The sequence below is a fragment of the Kitasatospora sp. NPDC004799 genome (assembly GCF_040609095.1).
In the GTDB taxonomy this organism is placed as follows: domain Bacteria; phylum Actinomycetota; class Actinomycetes; order Streptomycetales; family Streptomycetaceae; genus Kitasatospora.
Window position 1 is genome coordinate 1 of the sequence record NZ_JBEXJK010000191.1, and the last position, 15417, is coordinate 15417.

The 15417-nt window shown below is 73.3% G+C and carries 12 protein-coding genes and 1 tRNA gene; 11 read left to right on the plus strand and 2 right to left on the minus strand.

The genetic code is table 11. The annotated features are described in order from the left end of the window. Positions 1–35: 35 nt before the first annotated feature. Positions 36–722 (minus strand): TetR/AcrR family transcriptional regulator, encoded by a 687-nt coding sequence (locus ABZW03_RS23130; protein ID WP_355261356.1) that lies wholly within the window; start codon positions 720–722, stop codon positions 36–38. A 120-nt stretch (positions 723–842) separates the two neighbouring features. On the opposite strand from ABZW03_RS23130, the gene ABZW03_RS23135 reads away from it, so the two are divergent. From ABZW03_RS23135 to ABZW03_RS23150, 4 genes are all read left to right on the plus strand, one after another. Further along, the gene (locus ABZW03_RS23135; protein WP_355261359.1) at positions 843–2567 is read left to right on the plus strand and encodes a DUF885 domain-containing protein; all 1725 of its coding nucleotides are present in this window, start codon (positions 843–845) and stop codon (positions 2565–2567) included. 172 nt (positions 2568–2739) lie between these two features. Then, the gene (locus ABZW03_RS23140) at positions 2740–4368 is read left to right on the plus strand and encodes an MFS transporter (RefSeq protein WP_355261362.1); all 1629 of its coding nucleotides are present in this window, start codon (positions 2740–2742) and stop codon (positions 4366–4368) included. Positions 4369–4529: 161 nt separating this feature from the next. Continuing rightward, on the plus strand, positions 4530–5417 hold the full coding sequence (locus tag ABZW03_RS23145; RefSeq protein ID WP_355261389.1) for a carbohydrate kinase family protein: 888 nt from the start codon (positions 4530–4532) through the stop codon (positions 5415–5417). A gap of 129 nt (positions 5418–5546) precedes the next feature. Beyond that, positions 5547–6509, plus strand: a complete 963-nt coding sequence (locus ABZW03_RS23150) for a serine protease (protein ID WP_355261365.1) — start codon at positions 5547–5549, stop codon at positions 6507–6509. Positions 6510–6636: 127 nt separating this feature from the next. Here the strand turns inward: ABZW03_RS23150 and ABZW03_RS23155 are convergent. After that, positions 6637–6708: transfer RNA gene (locus tag ABZW03_RS23155), tRNA-Arg, on the minus strand. 180 nt (positions 6709–6888) lie between these two features. On the opposite strand from ABZW03_RS23155, the gene ABZW03_RS23160 reads away from it, so the two are divergent. The 7 genes from ABZW03_RS23160 to ABZW03_RS23190 all read left to right on the plus strand — a co-directional run. Continuing rightward, entirely contained in the window at positions 6889–7284 is a 396-nt protein-coding gene (locus tag ABZW03_RS23160) for a response regulator (protein ID WP_355261368.1), read from the plus strand. 162 nt (positions 7285–7446) lie between these two features. Next, complete coding sequence (gene argS / locus ABZW03_RS23165; RefSeq protein ID WP_355261371.1) at positions 7447–9108, plus strand: arginine--tRNA ligase; 1662 nt, start codon at positions 7447–7449, stop codon at positions 9106–9108. A gap of 163 nt (positions 9109–9271) precedes the next feature. Next, positions 9272–10663 (plus strand): diaminopimelate decarboxylase, encoded by a 1392-nt coding sequence (gene lysA / locus ABZW03_RS23170; protein ID WP_355261374.1) that lies wholly within the window; start codon positions 9272–9274, stop codon positions 10661–10663. 138 nt (positions 10664–10801) lie between these two features. Continuing rightward, positions 10802–12094 (plus strand): homoserine dehydrogenase, encoded by a 1293-nt coding sequence (locus ABZW03_RS23175; protein WP_355261377.1) that lies wholly within the window; start codon positions 10802–10804, stop codon positions 12092–12094. Positions 12095–12104: 10 nt separating this feature from the next. Next, positions 12105–13205 (plus strand): threonine synthase, encoded by a 1101-nt coding sequence (gene thrC / locus ABZW03_RS23180; protein WP_355261380.1) that lies wholly within the window; start codon positions 12105–12107, stop codon positions 13203–13205. A gap of 364 nt (positions 13206–13569) precedes the next feature. Further along, positions 13570–14508, plus strand: coding sequence for a homoserine kinase (gene thrB, locus ABZW03_RS23185; RefSeq protein ID WP_355261383.1), 939 nt, complete (start codon positions 13570–13572; stop codon positions 14506–14508). A gap of 603 nt (positions 14509–15111) precedes the next feature. Then, positions 15112–15417: Rho termination factor N-terminal domain-containing protein (locus ABZW03_RS23190; RefSeq protein ID WP_355261386.1), on the plus strand; the 306-nt coding region annotated here is incomplete at its 3' end.

Sequence of the window (15417 nt, forward strand, 5' to 3'; positions counted from 1 at the left end):
GCCTGCGTCCCATCAGCGGCGGTGCTGAACGAGTTTTAGCATGCCAGATCGGGTGAGCCCCCCGCCAGCACCTCGGCCGTCTGCGGGTCGTGCAGCGCCGTCGCCGCCGCCATCGCGGTGAACTGGTCCACCAGCCAGTCGAGCAGCTCCGCCACCGGCAGCGCCCGCCCCTCGTCCAGCCAGCTCAGCGACGCGCCCTCGACCACCGCGATCCACGAGCGCACCAGCAGCGTCAGCCGCGGTCCGGCCTCGCGCACGCCCAGGTGACGCAGCGTCCGCCGCAGCGCCGCCCGCCGGACGTCGTCCACGATCGCCGAGGTGCGGGCCGTCTCCACCACCGAACCGCCGCGCAGCAGCGCCGAGTAGCCCGCGTCGTGCTCGGCCACGAAGGCGAAGTAGCGCTCCAGCACCGCCGACAGCTGCTCGGACGGCGTGCCGCTCACCGGCACCGCGAAGCGGCCGGTCAGCTCGTCCGCCGCGGAGCGCAGCGCGGCCTCGTACAACTGCTGCTTGCCGCCCGCGAAGTAGCGGTACACCAGCGGGCGGGACGCCCCGGCGGCCTCGGCGACGTCGTCCAGGCTCACCTCCTCGGGCGGCCGGGAGGCGAACAGCTCCAGGGCGACCGCGATCAGTTGCTCGCGCCGCTGCTGGACCGGCAGCCGCCGGTAGCCGGTGCGGCGCGGGCGCGGCTCGGGTGCGGCCGGGGCGGGGCTGGCTTCCATGGCGGCCAAGCGTAATGGGCGCCGGACGGATCGGATCCGGTCGCGCCGAACGGATTTTCGCAGGCGAACCCCGGTCGGAAAGGGGGTTGCAAAGCCCGTCCGCCACGAAATGATGTCCGAATGCGTGAAGAACTGATCACCGCCGACGGCGCCACCCCTCGCCGCATCGCCGACGACCACGTCCGCGAACTGGCCGAGCTCGACCCGCTGACCGCGGTCTACCTCGGCGTCAACCTCGACGACGACCGGCTGCCCGACCTCTCCCCGGCCGGTCCCGAGGCCCTGGCCGACCTCGCCCGCCGCACCCTGGCGAAGCTCGACGAGGCCGAGCGGGCCGGTGCCGCCGAGGACGAGGCGGAGCGCCGCTGCGCCCGGCTGCTGCGCGAGCGGCTGACCGCCGAACTCGCCGTCCACGAGGCGGGGGAGAACTTCCGCTCGCTGCGCAACCTCGGCTCCCCGGTGCACGACCTGCGGGAGTCCTTCACCCTGATGGGCACCGACACCGAGGCCGAGTGGCAGGTGGTCGGCCGCCGCCTGGCGCGGGTCCCGGCGGCGCTCGAGCAGTACCGGCGCACGCTGACCGAGGGCGTCGAGCGCGGCCTGCTGTCCGGCCCGCGCCAGGTGGCCACCGTGCTGGAGCAGTTCGCCGAGTGGCTGGGCGAGGACACGCCGGCCGAGGAGCGGGTCCCCGGTGCGTGGTTCGGCCGGTTCGTCCAGGCCGCGCCGGAGTCGCTGCACGCCGAGCTGTCGAAGCACGCGGTGGCCGCCGCCGACGCGCTGGCCGAGCTGCGCGACTGGCTGCGCGACGTGTACGGCCCGGCCGTGGCCGGCGCCCCGGACACCGTGGGCCGGGAGCGCTACGTCCGCTGGGTGCGCTACTGGACCGGCGCCGACCTGGACCTGGACGAGGCCTACGCCTGGGCCTGGAGCGAGTTCCACGACCTGCTGGCGCAGATGGAGACCGAGGCCGAGAAGGTCCGGCCCGGGGCCGGACCGCTGGCGGCGATGCACTGGCTGGAGACCGAGGGCCCGGCCATCGAGGGCGCCGAGACCGCCCGGGAGTACCTCCAGGGCCTGATGGACCGGGCCGTCCGGGACCTCCAGGGCACCCACTTCGACCTGGCCGAGCCGGTCACCCGGGTCGAGTCGAGGATCGCCCCGGAGGGCAGCGCCGCCGCGCCGTACTACACCGCGCCCTCGCTGGACTTCAGCCGTCCCGGGCGGACCTGGCTGCCGCTGGTCGGCCGGGAGCGCTTCCCGGTCTGGGACCTGGTCTCCACCTGGTACCACGAGGGCGTGCCGGGCCACCACCTCCAGCTCGCGCAGTGGAACTACGTCGCCGACCGGCTCTCCACCTACCAGGTGAGCCTCGGCGGGGTGAGCGCCAACCTGGAGGGCTGGGCGCTGTACGCCGAGCGCCTGATGGACGAGCTCGGCTACCTCACCGACCCGGGCCACCGCCTGGGCTACCTCAACGCGCAGATGATGCGCGCGCTGCGGGTCATCGTCGACATCGGCATGCACGTGGGCCTGGACTTCCCGGCGGACTCCCCGTACAAGCCCGGCGAGCCGGTCAGCCCGGAGCACGCCCGGGAGTTCTTCGGCCTGTACTGCGGCCTGTCCGCCGAGTTCCTGGACAGCGAGCTGGTCCGCTACCTGGGCCTGCCCGGCCAGGCGATCGGCTACAAGCTCGGCGAGCGCGCCTGGCTGCGCGGACGGGCGGCGGCGAAGGCGGCGCACGAGGCGCGCGGCGAGGAGTTCGACCTCAAGGCCTGGCACATGGCGGCGCTCTCACAGGGCTCGCTGGGCCTGGACGACCTGGTCGAGGAGCTCTCGGCGCTCTGACACCGGGGGAGCGGGACCAGGCCCCCGGGACTCCGCCCGGAGTCCCAGGGGCCTGGTTCTTTTGTCCCAAAAGCCTGATTTTATGAGGTTTTTCCTTGCGATCCGTCCGGAGCGGAGTTTCGCTGGAAGGCGACTGCGTGACCTCTCCGCCCCACTCCGGAAGGCTCGACCAGTGACTGCGCAAACCACCGCCGGTCACGGTCATGAGGACGCGGACCGCCGCCGCTGGTGGGCGCTGGCGGTCATCGCCACCGCCCAGCTCATGATCGTCCTCGACATCACCATCGTGAACATCGCGCTGCCGTCCGCCCAGCGGGACCTGGGCATCTCGGACGCCGACCGGCAGTGGGTGATCACCGCCTACACCCTCGCCTTCGGCGGTCTGCTGCTGCTCGGCGGCCGGCTGGGCGACCTCTTCGGCCGCAAGCGCGTCTTCACCATCGGCCTGCTGGGCTTCGCCCTCGCCTCCGCCCTCGGCGGCGCGGCGACCGGCCCGGTCATGCTCTTCGGCGCCCGTGCCCTCCAGGGCGCGTTCGGCGCCCTGCTCGCGCCCTCCGCGCTGGGGCTGCTCTCCACCACCTTCTCCGATCCGCGTGAGCGCAGTACGGCCTTCGGCATCTTCGGCGCCATCGCCGCCGGCGGCTCCGCGATCGGCTTCATCGCCGGCGGTCTGCTGACCGAGTACCTGGACTGGCGCTGGTGCCTGTTCGTCAACGTGCCGATCGCCGTCGTCACCGCCTTCGCGGCGTTCACCGTGCTGCGGCGCGACCACGTCGGGAAGGGACGCCGGACGAAGCTCGACCTGCCCGGGGCGCTGCTCGGCTGCGGCGGCCTGCTGGCGATCGTCTACGGCACCTCCGAGGCCGTGACCCGGGGCTGGGGCGACGGCCTGGTGATCGGCCCGCTGGTCCTGGGCGTGGCGCTGCTCGTGGTGTTCGTCCTGGTTGAGCGGCGCACCGCGCACCCGCTGCTGCCGGTGCACATCGTGGCCGAGCGCAACCGCGGCGGCGGCGCGCTCTCGGTCGGCCTGGCGATGGTCGGCATGTTCGGCACGTTCCTGTTCCTGACCTACTACCTCCAGGCCATCAAGCACTTCTCGCCGATCGTGTCCGGGCTGTCCTTCCTGCCCATGACGGTCGCCATCGTGCTGAGTTCGACGGGCTTCGCGGCCCGGATGATGACCAGGGTGCCGTCCCGGAACCTGATCGGCCCGGGCCTGCTGATCGCCGCGGGTGGCCTGGCCTGGCTGACCCAGATGCGGGTGGACAGCCCGTGGGCCGCGATGGTGCTGCCCGCCGAGCTGCTGATCGGCTTCGGCATGGGCCTGGTGTTCATGCCGGCGATCAGCCTGGCCACCCTCGGGGTCGCCCCGAACGAGGCGGGCGCGGCCTCGGCCGCCATCACCTCGGCCCAGCAGGTGGGCGGTTCGGTCGGCACCGCGCTGCTGAACACGGTCGCCGCGAGCGCCACCGCGAGCTTCCTGGCCGGCCGGATCGCCGCCGACCCGGCGGTGCGGGCCCAGGGGGCGGTGCACGGGTACGTCGTCGCGACCTGGGTGGCGACGGGCGTGCTGGTGCTGGCCGCGCTGGTCGCGGTGCTGATGATCGACCACCGGCCGGCGCCGGGCGAGGCCGCCGCGGCCGTGGACGGCGCGGCGCAGCCGGAGGCCGCGGCCGTACCCGCCGTGGACGGCCGGCCGACGGACCTGCGGGCGGCGGCCGCGGCCGAGGTCAGGGCCAACGTCCGGCCCGCGAGCGAGGCCCGGGCGCGGACGGGGGCGGAGCGGCCACCGGCCGACTGAAATTTGCAGCAAGCCTTGCAGTCGACCTCCGGCGCCTGCTTGACTCCTGGCCACCGTCCAGGGATCGAGGAGGCGCCGCCGTGCTGTCCGGGAACGAGAGCGGGAGCGGGAGCGGGAACGGGAGCGGGAGCGGGTACGGGACCGCGCCGCCCGAGTTCGACCTGCTCGTGGTCGGCGGCGCCGGCGTGGACACCGTCGTCCGGGTCGAGCGGCTGGAGGTCCCGCCCGGCGACTCGCAACTCGTCGAACCGGTGCGGGACTACGTCGGCCACACCGGCAACGGCGTCGCGCTCGGCGCCCACCACCTCGGCCTGCGCACCGCGTTCGTCGACTTCCTCGGCGACGACGCCCAGGGCGACCTGATCCGCGCCCACTACGCGCGCCACGGCCTGCACTTCGCGCACCGGGTGAGCCCGCACGGCACCCCGCGCGGGGTCAACCTGGTGGACGCGGCCGGCCGCCGGTTCTCCTTCTTCGACGCCCGCCACCCCGCCGACCTGCGGCTGCCGCGCGACCTCTACCTGCCGTACGCCGAGCGCAGCCGGCACGTCCACCTGTCCATCACCGGCGTCAACCGGGACATGTACGGCGACCTGCACCGGCTCGGCCGCACCACCTCCACCGACCTGCACGACTGGGACGGCGCCGACCCGTACCACCGCGACTACGCGCTCGGCTCCGACCTGGTCTTCCTCTCGGTGGCCGGCTGCCGGGGCCGGCACGAGCGGGTGATGCGCGCGATCCTCGCCGAGGGGCGCGCGCGGGTGGTCGTCGCCACCGCCGGTGCCGAGGGCTGCCACCTGCTCACCCGGGACGACCCCGGGCCGCGCCACCTGCCCGCCGTCGACCCGGGCCGCCCGGTGGTGGACACCAACGGCGCCGGGGACGCCTTCGTGACCGGCTTCCTGTACGCGTGGTTCCGGGGTCGCGCACCGCTGGACTGCGCCCGGGCCGGTACGGTGGCCGGGGCCTTCGCCTGCACCGCCGCCGGGACGCACACCGCCTTCGTCGGGGCCGCCGAACTGGACGCGGTGCTGCCCGTCCGGTGACGTCGGGGGGCGCGGGCGGGCGACGGGTTTCTCATCGAGCTCCCAGGAGCCCGTCACGTCCTTTCCAGGCTGGGGCGCCATAGTCGTCGACCGAACGCCGCCCCCGAACGCCCCGCAGGAGAACCAGGCATGGGCAAGCACCGCCGCCAGAGGTCGCGCCGCCGCAGGCTCCTGGCCCCGTCCCTGTTCACCGCGCTCTCGGCGGTGGTGGTCGCCGCCGTGCTGACCGGGACGCACGGGCTGGACCTGTCCGACGCCACGGCCGCCGGGAAGGCGGCGCGCAGCACCCGCACCGCCGCCGTGCCCGCCCCGGCCACCGACCCGGCGGCGACCCCGGTCGTGGCGCCGACGCCCTCCACGGCCCCCACGCCCTCCGCGACCGCGACCCCGACCGCCGCCCCGGCCGCCGCGACCGCCACCCCCGCCGTCCACGACCCCGCCCTCGGCAGCACCGGCCCGGCCCCGGCCGGCGAACTCGAAACCGGGACCGTCGGCGCCCTGTTCAGCGGCGCCCCGGCGGCCGGCAACCACTTCTGCACCGCCAGCGTGCTGCACAGCGCCACCGGCAACCTGCTGCTGACCGCCGCGCACTGCCTCAGCGGCACCGACGGCGTCACCTTCGCGCCCGGCTACCGCGACGGCTCCGCCCCGTACGGCATGTGGCGGGTGACCGCGGTGCACACCACCGCCGCCTGGTCCCAGGACGGCGACGTGGACGAGGACTTCGCGATCCTGGAGACCGCCCCCAACGACGGCCGCAACGTGGAGGACGTGGTCGGCGGCAACCGGCTGGGCGCCGACGAGCCGTTCGACGCGACCGTCCGGCTCTACGGCTACCCCGCCGGCTCCGAGACGCCGCTGCTGTGCACCAACACCACCGCCCGGCAGAGCGACCACCAGCGGGTGATCCACTGCCCGGCCTACCCGGCCGGCACCAGCGGCGGCCCGTGGATCGACACCGCCACCGGCGACGTGATCGGCGCGATCGGCGGCTACCAGCAGGGCGGCGACACCGACGACGTCTCGTACAGCGCCTACTTCGACCACGCGATCGAGGACCTGTACGCCCAGGCCGAGACGGCCGCCTCCTGAGCCCGGTTCGCGACCCCCGGGGGTCGCGAACGGCCGGGCACACCCCCGGAACATGACGAAGGCCCAGATCCGTGGATCAACTCCACTGATCTGGGCCATGGTTACACTCTCGCGATCACCGCGTGAGTGCCCCCGGTAGGATTCGAACCTACGCACCCGCCTCCGGAGGGCGGTGCTCTATCCCCTGAGCTACGGGGGCCTTTCGGCCTGTCGGCCGCTCGCGCTTCCGACGTGGAGAACACTACCAGGCTCCGGCCGTGGTCCGTGCACGGGTTTCCCGGAAGGCCGTCCGGGCGGCTCCGGCGGGCGGGGAGCGGCGGGGGAGCGGAAGTGCCCAAAGGCCGGACGGGGCGGCGGGGCCGCCGATACCCTCGGTGAGGTGTCGGGAGTGTCCGGGCGGGTCCTCGTGGTGGACGACAGCGAGGTGATCCGCCAGCTGATCAGGGTCAACCTGGAGCTCGAGGGCTTCGAGGTGGTGACCGCCGCCGACGGCGCCGAGTGCCTGGAGGTCATCCGCCGGGTGCGGCCCGACGTGGTGACGCTGGACGTGGTGATGCCGCGGTTGGACGGCCTGCGGACGGCGGCCCGGCTGCGCGCGACCCCGGACACCAGCCGGCTGCCGATCGCGATCGTGAGCGCCTGCACCCCGGCCGACCTCGACCTGGGGGAGACGGTCGGGGTGGACGGCTACCTCGGCAAGCCCTTCGACCCGGCCGACCTGGTGGCGCTGGTCCAGCGGCTGATGCGGCTCAAGGGCCACCCCGGCGGGTGCTGAGCACCCACCCCGGCGAGTCCTGAGCACCCACCCCGGCGGATTTCGCCCTGAGCGAACAGATCGTCCGGACGGCGGCTGAGACCCGGGAACCACGGCGTCCCGGCGTCTCAACCGGTAAACCGGGTGGCGGGCGGGCACCCCGTCTCGCCTACGCTTGGCGTCGTGACCCCCGCAGACCTTTCCCAGGCAATCCAGGCCGCAGTGAGCTCCGCCGTCGAGGCGGGCGAGCTGGCCGTCGCCGTGCCCGAGCACGTGACGGTCGAGCGGCCCAAGAACAGGGACCACGGCGACTACGCGACCAACGTGGCCCTCCAGCTCGCCAAGGCGGCCGGCAAGCCGCCGCGAGCCGTTGCCGAGCTGCTGGCCGACCGCCTGCGAGGGATCACCGGCGTCGCCAAGGTCGACATCGCCGGTCCGGGCTTCCTGAACATCACCCTGGACACCGCCACCGCCGGTGCGCTGGCGCGCACCATCGTCGAGGCGGGCGAGGCCTACGGCCGCAACGACGCCCTCCAGGGCCTGAAGATCAACCTGGAGTTCGTCTCCGCCAACCCGACCGGCCCGATCCACATCGGCGGCGTCCGCTGGGCCGCCGTCGGCGACTCGCTGGCGCGCGTGCTGCGGGCCTCCGGCGCCGACGTCACCACCGAGTACTACCTCAACGACGCCGGTGTGCAGATCACCAAGTTCGCCGCCTCGCTGCAGGCTGCCGCGAACGGCCGCGAGGTGCCCGAGGGCGGGTACGTCGGCGAGTACATCGTCGACATCGCCAAGACCCTCACCGACGCGATCCCGGGCGTGCTCGACCTGCCCGAGGCCGAGCAGCTGCAGGTCTTCCGCACCGAGGGCCTCAAGCTCATGGTCGCCGAGATCAAGCGCTCGATGGACGAGTTCGGCACCCACTTCGACGTGTGGTTCTCGGAGAAGACGCTGCACGACTCCGGTGCGGTCGAGAAGGCCATCGACCGGCTGCGCGAGCAGGGCCACGTCTTCGAGCAGGACGACGCGGTCTTCCTGCGCACCACGGACTTCGGCGACGACAAGGACCGCGTCCTGGTCAAGGCCGACGGCGACAAGACCTACTTCGCCGCCGACGCCGCGTACTACCTGTCCAAGCGGGACCGCGGCGCCGAGGTCGCGCTCTACATGCTGGGCGCCGACCACCACGGCTACGTCAACCGCCTCAAGGCCATCGCGGCCTGCGCGGGCGACGACATGAACCACAACATCGAGGTGAAGATCGGCCAGTTCGTGAAGATGCTTCGCGACGGCGAAGAGGTCCGCATGTCCAAGCGGGCCGGCAACATCATCACGATCGACGACGTGGTCGAGTGGATCGGCGTGGACGCCGCCCGCTACACCCTGGCGCGCTCCTCCACGGACTCGACGATCACGCTGGACATCAACCTGCTGACCAGCCAGACCAACGAGAACCCGGTCTTCTACGTCCAGTACGCCCACACCCGGATGTGCGGCGTGGCGCGCAAGGCGGCCGAGCTGGGCGTGGACAAGGGCACGGTCGAGCAGTTCAAGCCCGAACTGCTCGCCACCGAGTGGGAGTCCGACGTGCTCGGCCACCTCGCCGAGTTCCCGCGCGTGCTGGCCACGGCCGGCGAGCTGCGCGAGCCGCACCGGGTCGCGCGCTACCTGGAGGACCTCGCGGGCAAGTACCACCGCCTGTACGAGAACTGCATGTTCCTGCCCAAGGGCGACGAGGAGCTCACCGACACGCACCGCGCCCGCCTCTGGCTGGTCGAGGCGACGCGCACCGTGCTCGCCAACGGCCTCACGCTCCTGGGCGTGACGGCGCCCGAGCGGATGTAGGCACCACCCCCAAGCGCACAGCGGGGGCGGCTGACGGTCAACGGAGACCGTCGCCGCCCCTCGCCATAGGTCTCGAAGGATGTTCGAACATGAGCGAGCGAAGCGAGCGAATCATGGGTACTGCGCGTGGCGAATGCCCCGCCGAGCGCGGCGAGGTGGGCGCATGAGTCGCTCCGCACACCCCGCAGGCCCCCGCCACGGCGACGTCCTGCCCGAGGGCCACTACCAGGCCCCGCCCGCCGACCTGAACGCGCTCGACCCCAAGGTCTGGGCCCGCACCGTCACCCGCGACGCCGAGGGCGTGGCCACCGTCGGCGGCGTCGACGTCCGGCGGCTGGCCGCCGAGTTCGGCACCCCCGCCTACGTGCTGGACGAGGAGGACTTCCGGTCCCGGGCGCGCGCCTGGCGGGACGCCTTCGGCGCCGGCGCGGACGTCTACTACGCCGGCAAGGCGTTCCTCTCCAAGGCGGTCGTGCGCTGGCTGCACGAGGAGGGCCTCAACCTCGACGTGTGCAGCGCGGGCGAGCTGGCCGTGGCGCTGGCCGCCGGGATGCCGCCGGAGCGGATCGCGCTGCACGGCAACAACAAGTCGGTGGACGAGCTCGAGCACGCGGTGAAGACCGGCGTCGGGCACATCGTGGTCGACTCCTACGAGGAGATCGAGCGCCTGGCCGCGATCGCCGCCCACCAGGGCGTGCGCCAGCCGGTGCTGATCCGGATCACCGTCGGCGTCGAGGCGCACACCCACGAGTTCATCGCCACCGCGCACGAGGACCAGAAGTTCGGGCTCTCGCTGAACGGGGGAGCGGCGGCCGAGGCGGTGCGCCGGGTGCTCGGCCACGAGAGCCTGGAGCTGCGCGGCATCCACTCGCACATCGGCTCGCAGATCTTCGACACGGCCGGCTTCGAGGTGGCCGCCCGCCGGGTGGTCGGCCTGCTGGCGCAGATCCGCGACGAGCACGGCGTCGAGCTGCCCGAGATCGACCTCGGCGGCGGCCTCGGCATCGCGTACACCAGCGAGGACGACCCGCGCGAGCCGGCCGAGATCGCGGCCGCGCTGGCCGAGATCGTCCGCCGCGAGTGCGCCGCCGCGCACCTGAACGCCCCCCGGCTGAGCGTGGAGCCGGGCCGGGCGATCGTCGGCCCGACGGCGTTCACGCTGTACGAGGTCGGCACCGTCAAGCCGCTGCCGGGCTTGCGCACCTACGTCAGCGTGGACGGCGGGATGTCCGACAACATCCGCACCGCGCTGTACGACGCCGAGTACTCGGTGGCCCTGGTGTCGCGCACCAGCGACGCGGAGCCGATGCTGGTGCGGGTGGTCGGCAAGCACTGCGAGTCCGGCGACATCGTCGTCCGGGACGCCTTCCTGCCGGCCGACCTGGCCCCGGGCGACCTGATCGCGGTGCCCGCCACCGGTGCCTACTGCCGCTCGATGGCGAGCAACTACAACCACGCCCTCAAGCCCCCCGTGCTCGCCGTCAGGGACGGCGCGGCGCGGGTGATCGTCCGGCGCGAGACGGAGGAGGATCTCCTGCGTCTGGATATCGGATGACGAAATCCTCGTCTCAGATCATGGAACGACCGTAGATCCGTACGGAAAGTCCCGGAGACTGGTACGGACCGAAGTTCCCGGCGGCCCAGGAAAAACCGCCGGAAATTACCGAAGCGAATGAATGCAGAGCGGAGTCGGATGATGCGTACGCGCCCGCTGAAGGTGGCGTTGCTGGGTTGTGGTGTGGTGGGCTCCGAGGTGGCGCGCATCATGACGACGACGGCCGACGACCTCGCCGCTCGCATCGGTGCTCCGGTCGAGCTGGCCGGGATCGCGGTCCGCCGCGCCGGGCGCACCCGCCCCGGCGTCCCCGAGCACCTGATCACCACCGACGCCGAGGCCCTGGTCACCCGGGGCGACATCGACGTGGTGATCGAGGTGGTGGGCGGCATCGAGCCGTCCAAATCGCTGATCCTGTCCGCCTTCGCGCAGGGCGCCTCGGTGGTCAGCGCCAACAAGGCGCTGCTCGCCAAGGACGGCACCGAGCTGCACGCCGCGGCCGCCGAGGCCGGGGTGGACCTGTACTACGAGGCCGCGGTGGCGGGCGCGATCCCGCTGCTGCGCCCGCTGCGCGAGTCCCTCGCGGGCGACAAGGTCAACCGGGTGCTGGGCATCGTCAACGGCACCACCAACTTCATCCTCGACAAGATGGACACCACCGGCGCCGGCTACTCGGAGGCGCTGGAGGAGGCCACCGCGCTGGGCTACGCCGAAGCCGACCCGACGGCCGACGTCGAGGGCTTCGACGCCGCCGCCAAGGCCGCGATCCTGGCCGGCATCGCCTTCCACACCAAGGTCACCGCGGCGGACGTCTACCGCGAGGGCATCACCGAGGTGACGGCGGCCGACATCGCCTCCGCCAAGGAGATGGGCTGCGTGGTCAAGCTGCTCGCGATCTGCGAGCGGGCCGCGGACGGCGAGTCCGTCACCGCGCGCGTGCACCCGGCGATGATCCCGCTGTCGCACCCGCTGGCCTCCGTCCGGGAGGCCTACAACGCGGTGTTCGTCGAGGCCGAGGCGGCCGGCCGGCTGATGTTCTACGGCCCCGGCGCGGGCGGCTCGCCGACCGCCTCCGCGGTGCTCGGCGACCTGGTCGCGGTCTGCCGCAACAAGCTGGCCGGCGCCCCCGGCCCCGGTGACTCCGTGTACACGCGGCTGCCGGCCAAGCCGATGGACGAGGTGGTCACCCGCTACCACGTCAGCCTGGACGTGGACGACCGCGCGGGCGTGCTCGCCCAGGTGGCGTCCGTCTTCGCCGAGCACGGCGTCTCCATCGACACCGTGCGCCAGCAGGGCCGCGACGGCGACGCCTCGCTCGTCGTGGTCACCCACCGTGCCACCGACGCCGCGCTGTCGGCGACGGTCGACAAGCTCCGCGCGCTGGACAGCGTGCGGGACGTGGCCAGCATCATGCGGGTCGAAGGGGAATAAGGAACCAGCCATGAACGCCGTTGCCGAGAACGTCGTCCGAGGCGCGCACACCCACCAGTGGCGCGGCCTGATCGAGGAGTACCGGGACCGCCTGCCGGTCACCGCGGCCACCCCGGTGGTCACCCTGTTGGAGGGCGGCACGCCCCTGGTCCCCGCCCAGGTGCTCTCCGAGCGCACGGGCTGCGAGGTCTACCTCAAGGTCGAGGGCGCCAACCCGACCGGCTCCTTCAAGGACCGCGGGATGACGATGGCCATCTCCAAGGCCAAGGAGGAGGGCGCGCAGGCGGTCATCTGCGCCTCCACCGGCAACACCTCGGCCTCCGCCGCCGCGTACGCGGTGCGGGCCGGGATGGTCTCCGCGGTGCTCGTCCCGCAGGGCAAGATCGCCCTCGGCAAGATGGGCCAGGCGCTGGTGCACGGCGCCCGGATCCTGCAGGTCGACGGGAACTTCGACGACTGCCTCACCCTCGCGCGCGACCTGTCCGAGAAGTACCCGGTGGCGCTGGTCAACTCGGTCAACCCGGTGCGGATCGAGGGCCAGAAGACCGCGGCCTTCGAGATCGTCGACATGCTCGGCGACGCCCCGGACATCCACGTCCTGCCGGTCGGCAACGCGGGCAACATCACCGCGTACTGGAAGGGCTACCGAGAGTATGCCGCCGACGGCCTCGCCACCCGCACCCCGCGGATGTGGGGCTTCCAGGCCTCCGGCTCGGCCCCGATCGTGGACGGCGCGCCGGTGCTCAAGCCGCAGACCATCGCCACCGCGATCCGGATCGGCAACCCGGCCTCCTGGGACTTCGCGCTCGCCGCGCGGGACGAGTCCGGCGGCCTCATCGACAAGGTGACGGACCGTCAGATCCTGTCCGCCTACCGGCTGTTGGCCTCGCGGGAGGGCGTCTTCGTGGAGCCCGCCTCGGCCGCCTCGGTGGCCGGCCTGCTGGCCAAGGCGGAGGCCGGCCTGGTCGACCCGGGCCAGCGGATCGTCTGCACCGTGACCGGCAACGGCCTGAAGGACCCGGACTGGGCGGTGGCCGGCGCGCCGCAGCCGCAGGTCGTCCCGATCGACCCGGAGGCGGCCGCCCGCAGCCTCGGACTGCTCGACCGCTGACGGGGCCTGACGCTCCGGTGGGCCGACCCGTTCGGGGGTCGGCCCGCCGGAGTTCCGCATTGACACTTTGGTGTCAATCGGCCTCCGCGCGGTGAACCGTTTCCGCCCCCCTCCCCGACGGAAAAGGGGGTGCGCATTCCGGCCAGAACGGCAACACACCAGATCGAAGGCCCACGGGGTGTACCGCTGGGGAACCTCTCTTCGATACTCTGGCCTCGGCCGTGTGGCAGATGCCCCGGGCCCGGTGGATCCGGGCCGCGCCGACCGCCGCGACCGCCCGCCCCCGAGGGGCCGCGGTCCGTTCCCCACCCTCGCACCGACGACGCGCTCCGCGCCGCCCGATTTCTCCAGGAGAGTCCACCGCATGGCCGGTCCCGCGTTCCGTGCCGCCGCCGTCCGGGTCAGGGTTCCCGCGACCAGCGCCAACCTCGGCCCGGGCTTCGACGCCTTCGGGCTCGCGCTGGGTCTGTACGACGACGTGGTCGTCCGGGTCGCCGACTCCGGCCTCTCCGTCGACATCGCCGGCGAGGGCGCGGAGACGCTGCCGCGCGACGAGCGCCACCTGCTGGTCCGCTCGATGCGCGCCGCCTTCGACCGGCTCGGCGGCCAGCCGCGGGGCCTCGAAGTGGTCTGCGCCAACCGGATACCGCACGGCCGCGGCCTCGGCTCCTCCTCGGCCGCCATCTGCGCCGGCATCGTGGCCGCCCGCGCGGTGACCATCGGCGGCCCCTCCGCGCTGGACGACGACGCCCTGCTGGCCCTCGCCTCCGAGCTGGAGGGCCACCCGGACAACGTCGCCGCCTGCCTGCGCGGCAACTTCACCATCGCCTGGACCGACGAGGAGTCGGCCAAGGCGGTCGCGCTGGAGCCGTCCGAGCGGGTCGTCCCGGTGGTGTTCGTCCCGGCCGGCGAGGTGCTCACCGAGACCGCGCGCGGACTGCTGCCGAAGACCGTCCCGCTGGCCGACGCGGCCGTCAACGCCGGCCGCTCCGCGCTGCTGGTGGAGGCGCTGACCCGGCGCCCCGAGCTGCTCCTCGCCGCCACCGAGGACCGGCTGCACCAGGACTACCGCTCCTCCGCCATGCCGGACAGCGCCGCCCTGGTCGGCGCGCTGCGCGCCGAGGGCGTCCCCGCCGTCATCTCCGGGGCCGGACCGACCGTCCTGGCGCTCACCGACGAGGCGAACGCCGACAAGGTGCTCTCCTTCGCCGGGCACCACGGCCACGGCGGCGACCCGGCGTTCGCCGCGCACCGGCTGGACGTCGACCGCACCGGGGCCGTCGTGCTCCCGCTGGACGTCTGAGCAGCCCGAACGGGCCGCTCGGGGCCCGGCGGCGGCACCCTGCCGAGCCGGGTCCGACGGACACGATTGGCAAGCGCAAGGCTGGGGAATGTCTGAGAGGGTCGGTAGTGTTAACCTCATTGCTGCACCAGGTGCCCTCCGGGGCTAGGTGCGCCGCGTCCCGATCCCAGCGCTCCACGGCAGTGGAGTCCCGGCGATGCACGGGGCGACGATTCTCCGGGAGCCCACCGCAGCGCGTACGCAGCCTGCCTGCGCGACATGCGGCCGCATCCCGAAGCCGTGACGGCACCTGACTCCCACCCGCGGCCTCCCACCTCGAGGCCAGGACGGGCGGAGCGCGGGCCACCGTCACGCGACGGGGGCCCGGGATTCGCAGGGAGCGTGGGGGTTACGCCCTCAGGGGAGGTCGACACACGACCGGCCCACGCGCCACTCAGCACCACCGTGCTTCATGCACCGCACCTCGTACGTAGCTCTCCCTCGACGGGCTCCCGCCATTCGAGGGACCACCGCCTCGGACCGACGCAGTCGAGCGTTGGTCAGGACAGCACAACCGGTCGCCGAGCCAGACAGGCCGACGTCCGCTCCAGGGAAGGACCCTTAGTGAGCGACTCCACCGATCTGATGGGCGCGCGCCCGGACGCCGAAGCGTCGGACGCAGCCGCCGCCCCCGCTGCCCCGGCGCGGCGCCGCCGCAGTGCCGCCGCGGGCCTGGACGGCATGGTCCTGGCCGAGCTCCAGAAGCTCGCCGCGGACCTTGGCATCACCGGTACCGGACGCATGCGCAAGAGCCAGCTGATCGAGACCATCAAGGAGAAGAGCGGCGGGGACCCGCTGCTCGCGGCCGGTGGCGCCGCCCCGGCCGCCAAGCGCTCCGCCGCCAAGGCGGACGCCGAGGCCCCGGCCGAG

What these genes read in the sequence shown, in the direction of transcription:
- ABZW03_RS23130 (WP_355261356.1), bottom strand. Translation starts at nt 722, where the DNA reads ATGGAAGCCAGCCCCGCCCCGGCCGCACCCGAGCCGCGCCCGCGCCGC.
- ABZW03_RS23150 (WP_355261365.1), top strand. Translation starts at nt 5,547, where the DNA reads ATGGGCAAGCACCGCCGCCAGAGGTCGCGCCGCCGCAGGCTCCTGGCC.
- ABZW03_RS23135 (WP_355261359.1), top strand. Translation starts at nt 843, where the DNA reads ATGCGTGAAGAACTGATCACCGCCGACGGCGCCACCCCTCGCCGCATC.
- lysA (WP_355261374.1), top strand. Translation starts at nt 9,272, where the DNA reads ATGAGTCGCTCCGCACACCCCGCAGGCCCCCGCCACGGCGACGTCCTG.
- thrC (WP_355261380.1), top strand. Translation starts at nt 12,105, where the DNA reads ATGAACGCCGTTGCCGAGAACGTCGTCCGAGGCGCGCACACCCACCAG.
- ABZW03_RS23175 (WP_355261377.1), top strand. Translation starts at nt 10,802, where the DNA reads ATGATGCGTACGCGCCCGCTGAAGGTGGCGTTGCTGGGTTGTGGTGTG.
- thrB (WP_355261383.1), top strand. Translation starts at nt 13,570, where the DNA reads ATGGCCGGTCCCGCGTTCCGTGCCGCCGCCGTCCGGGTCAGGGTTCCC.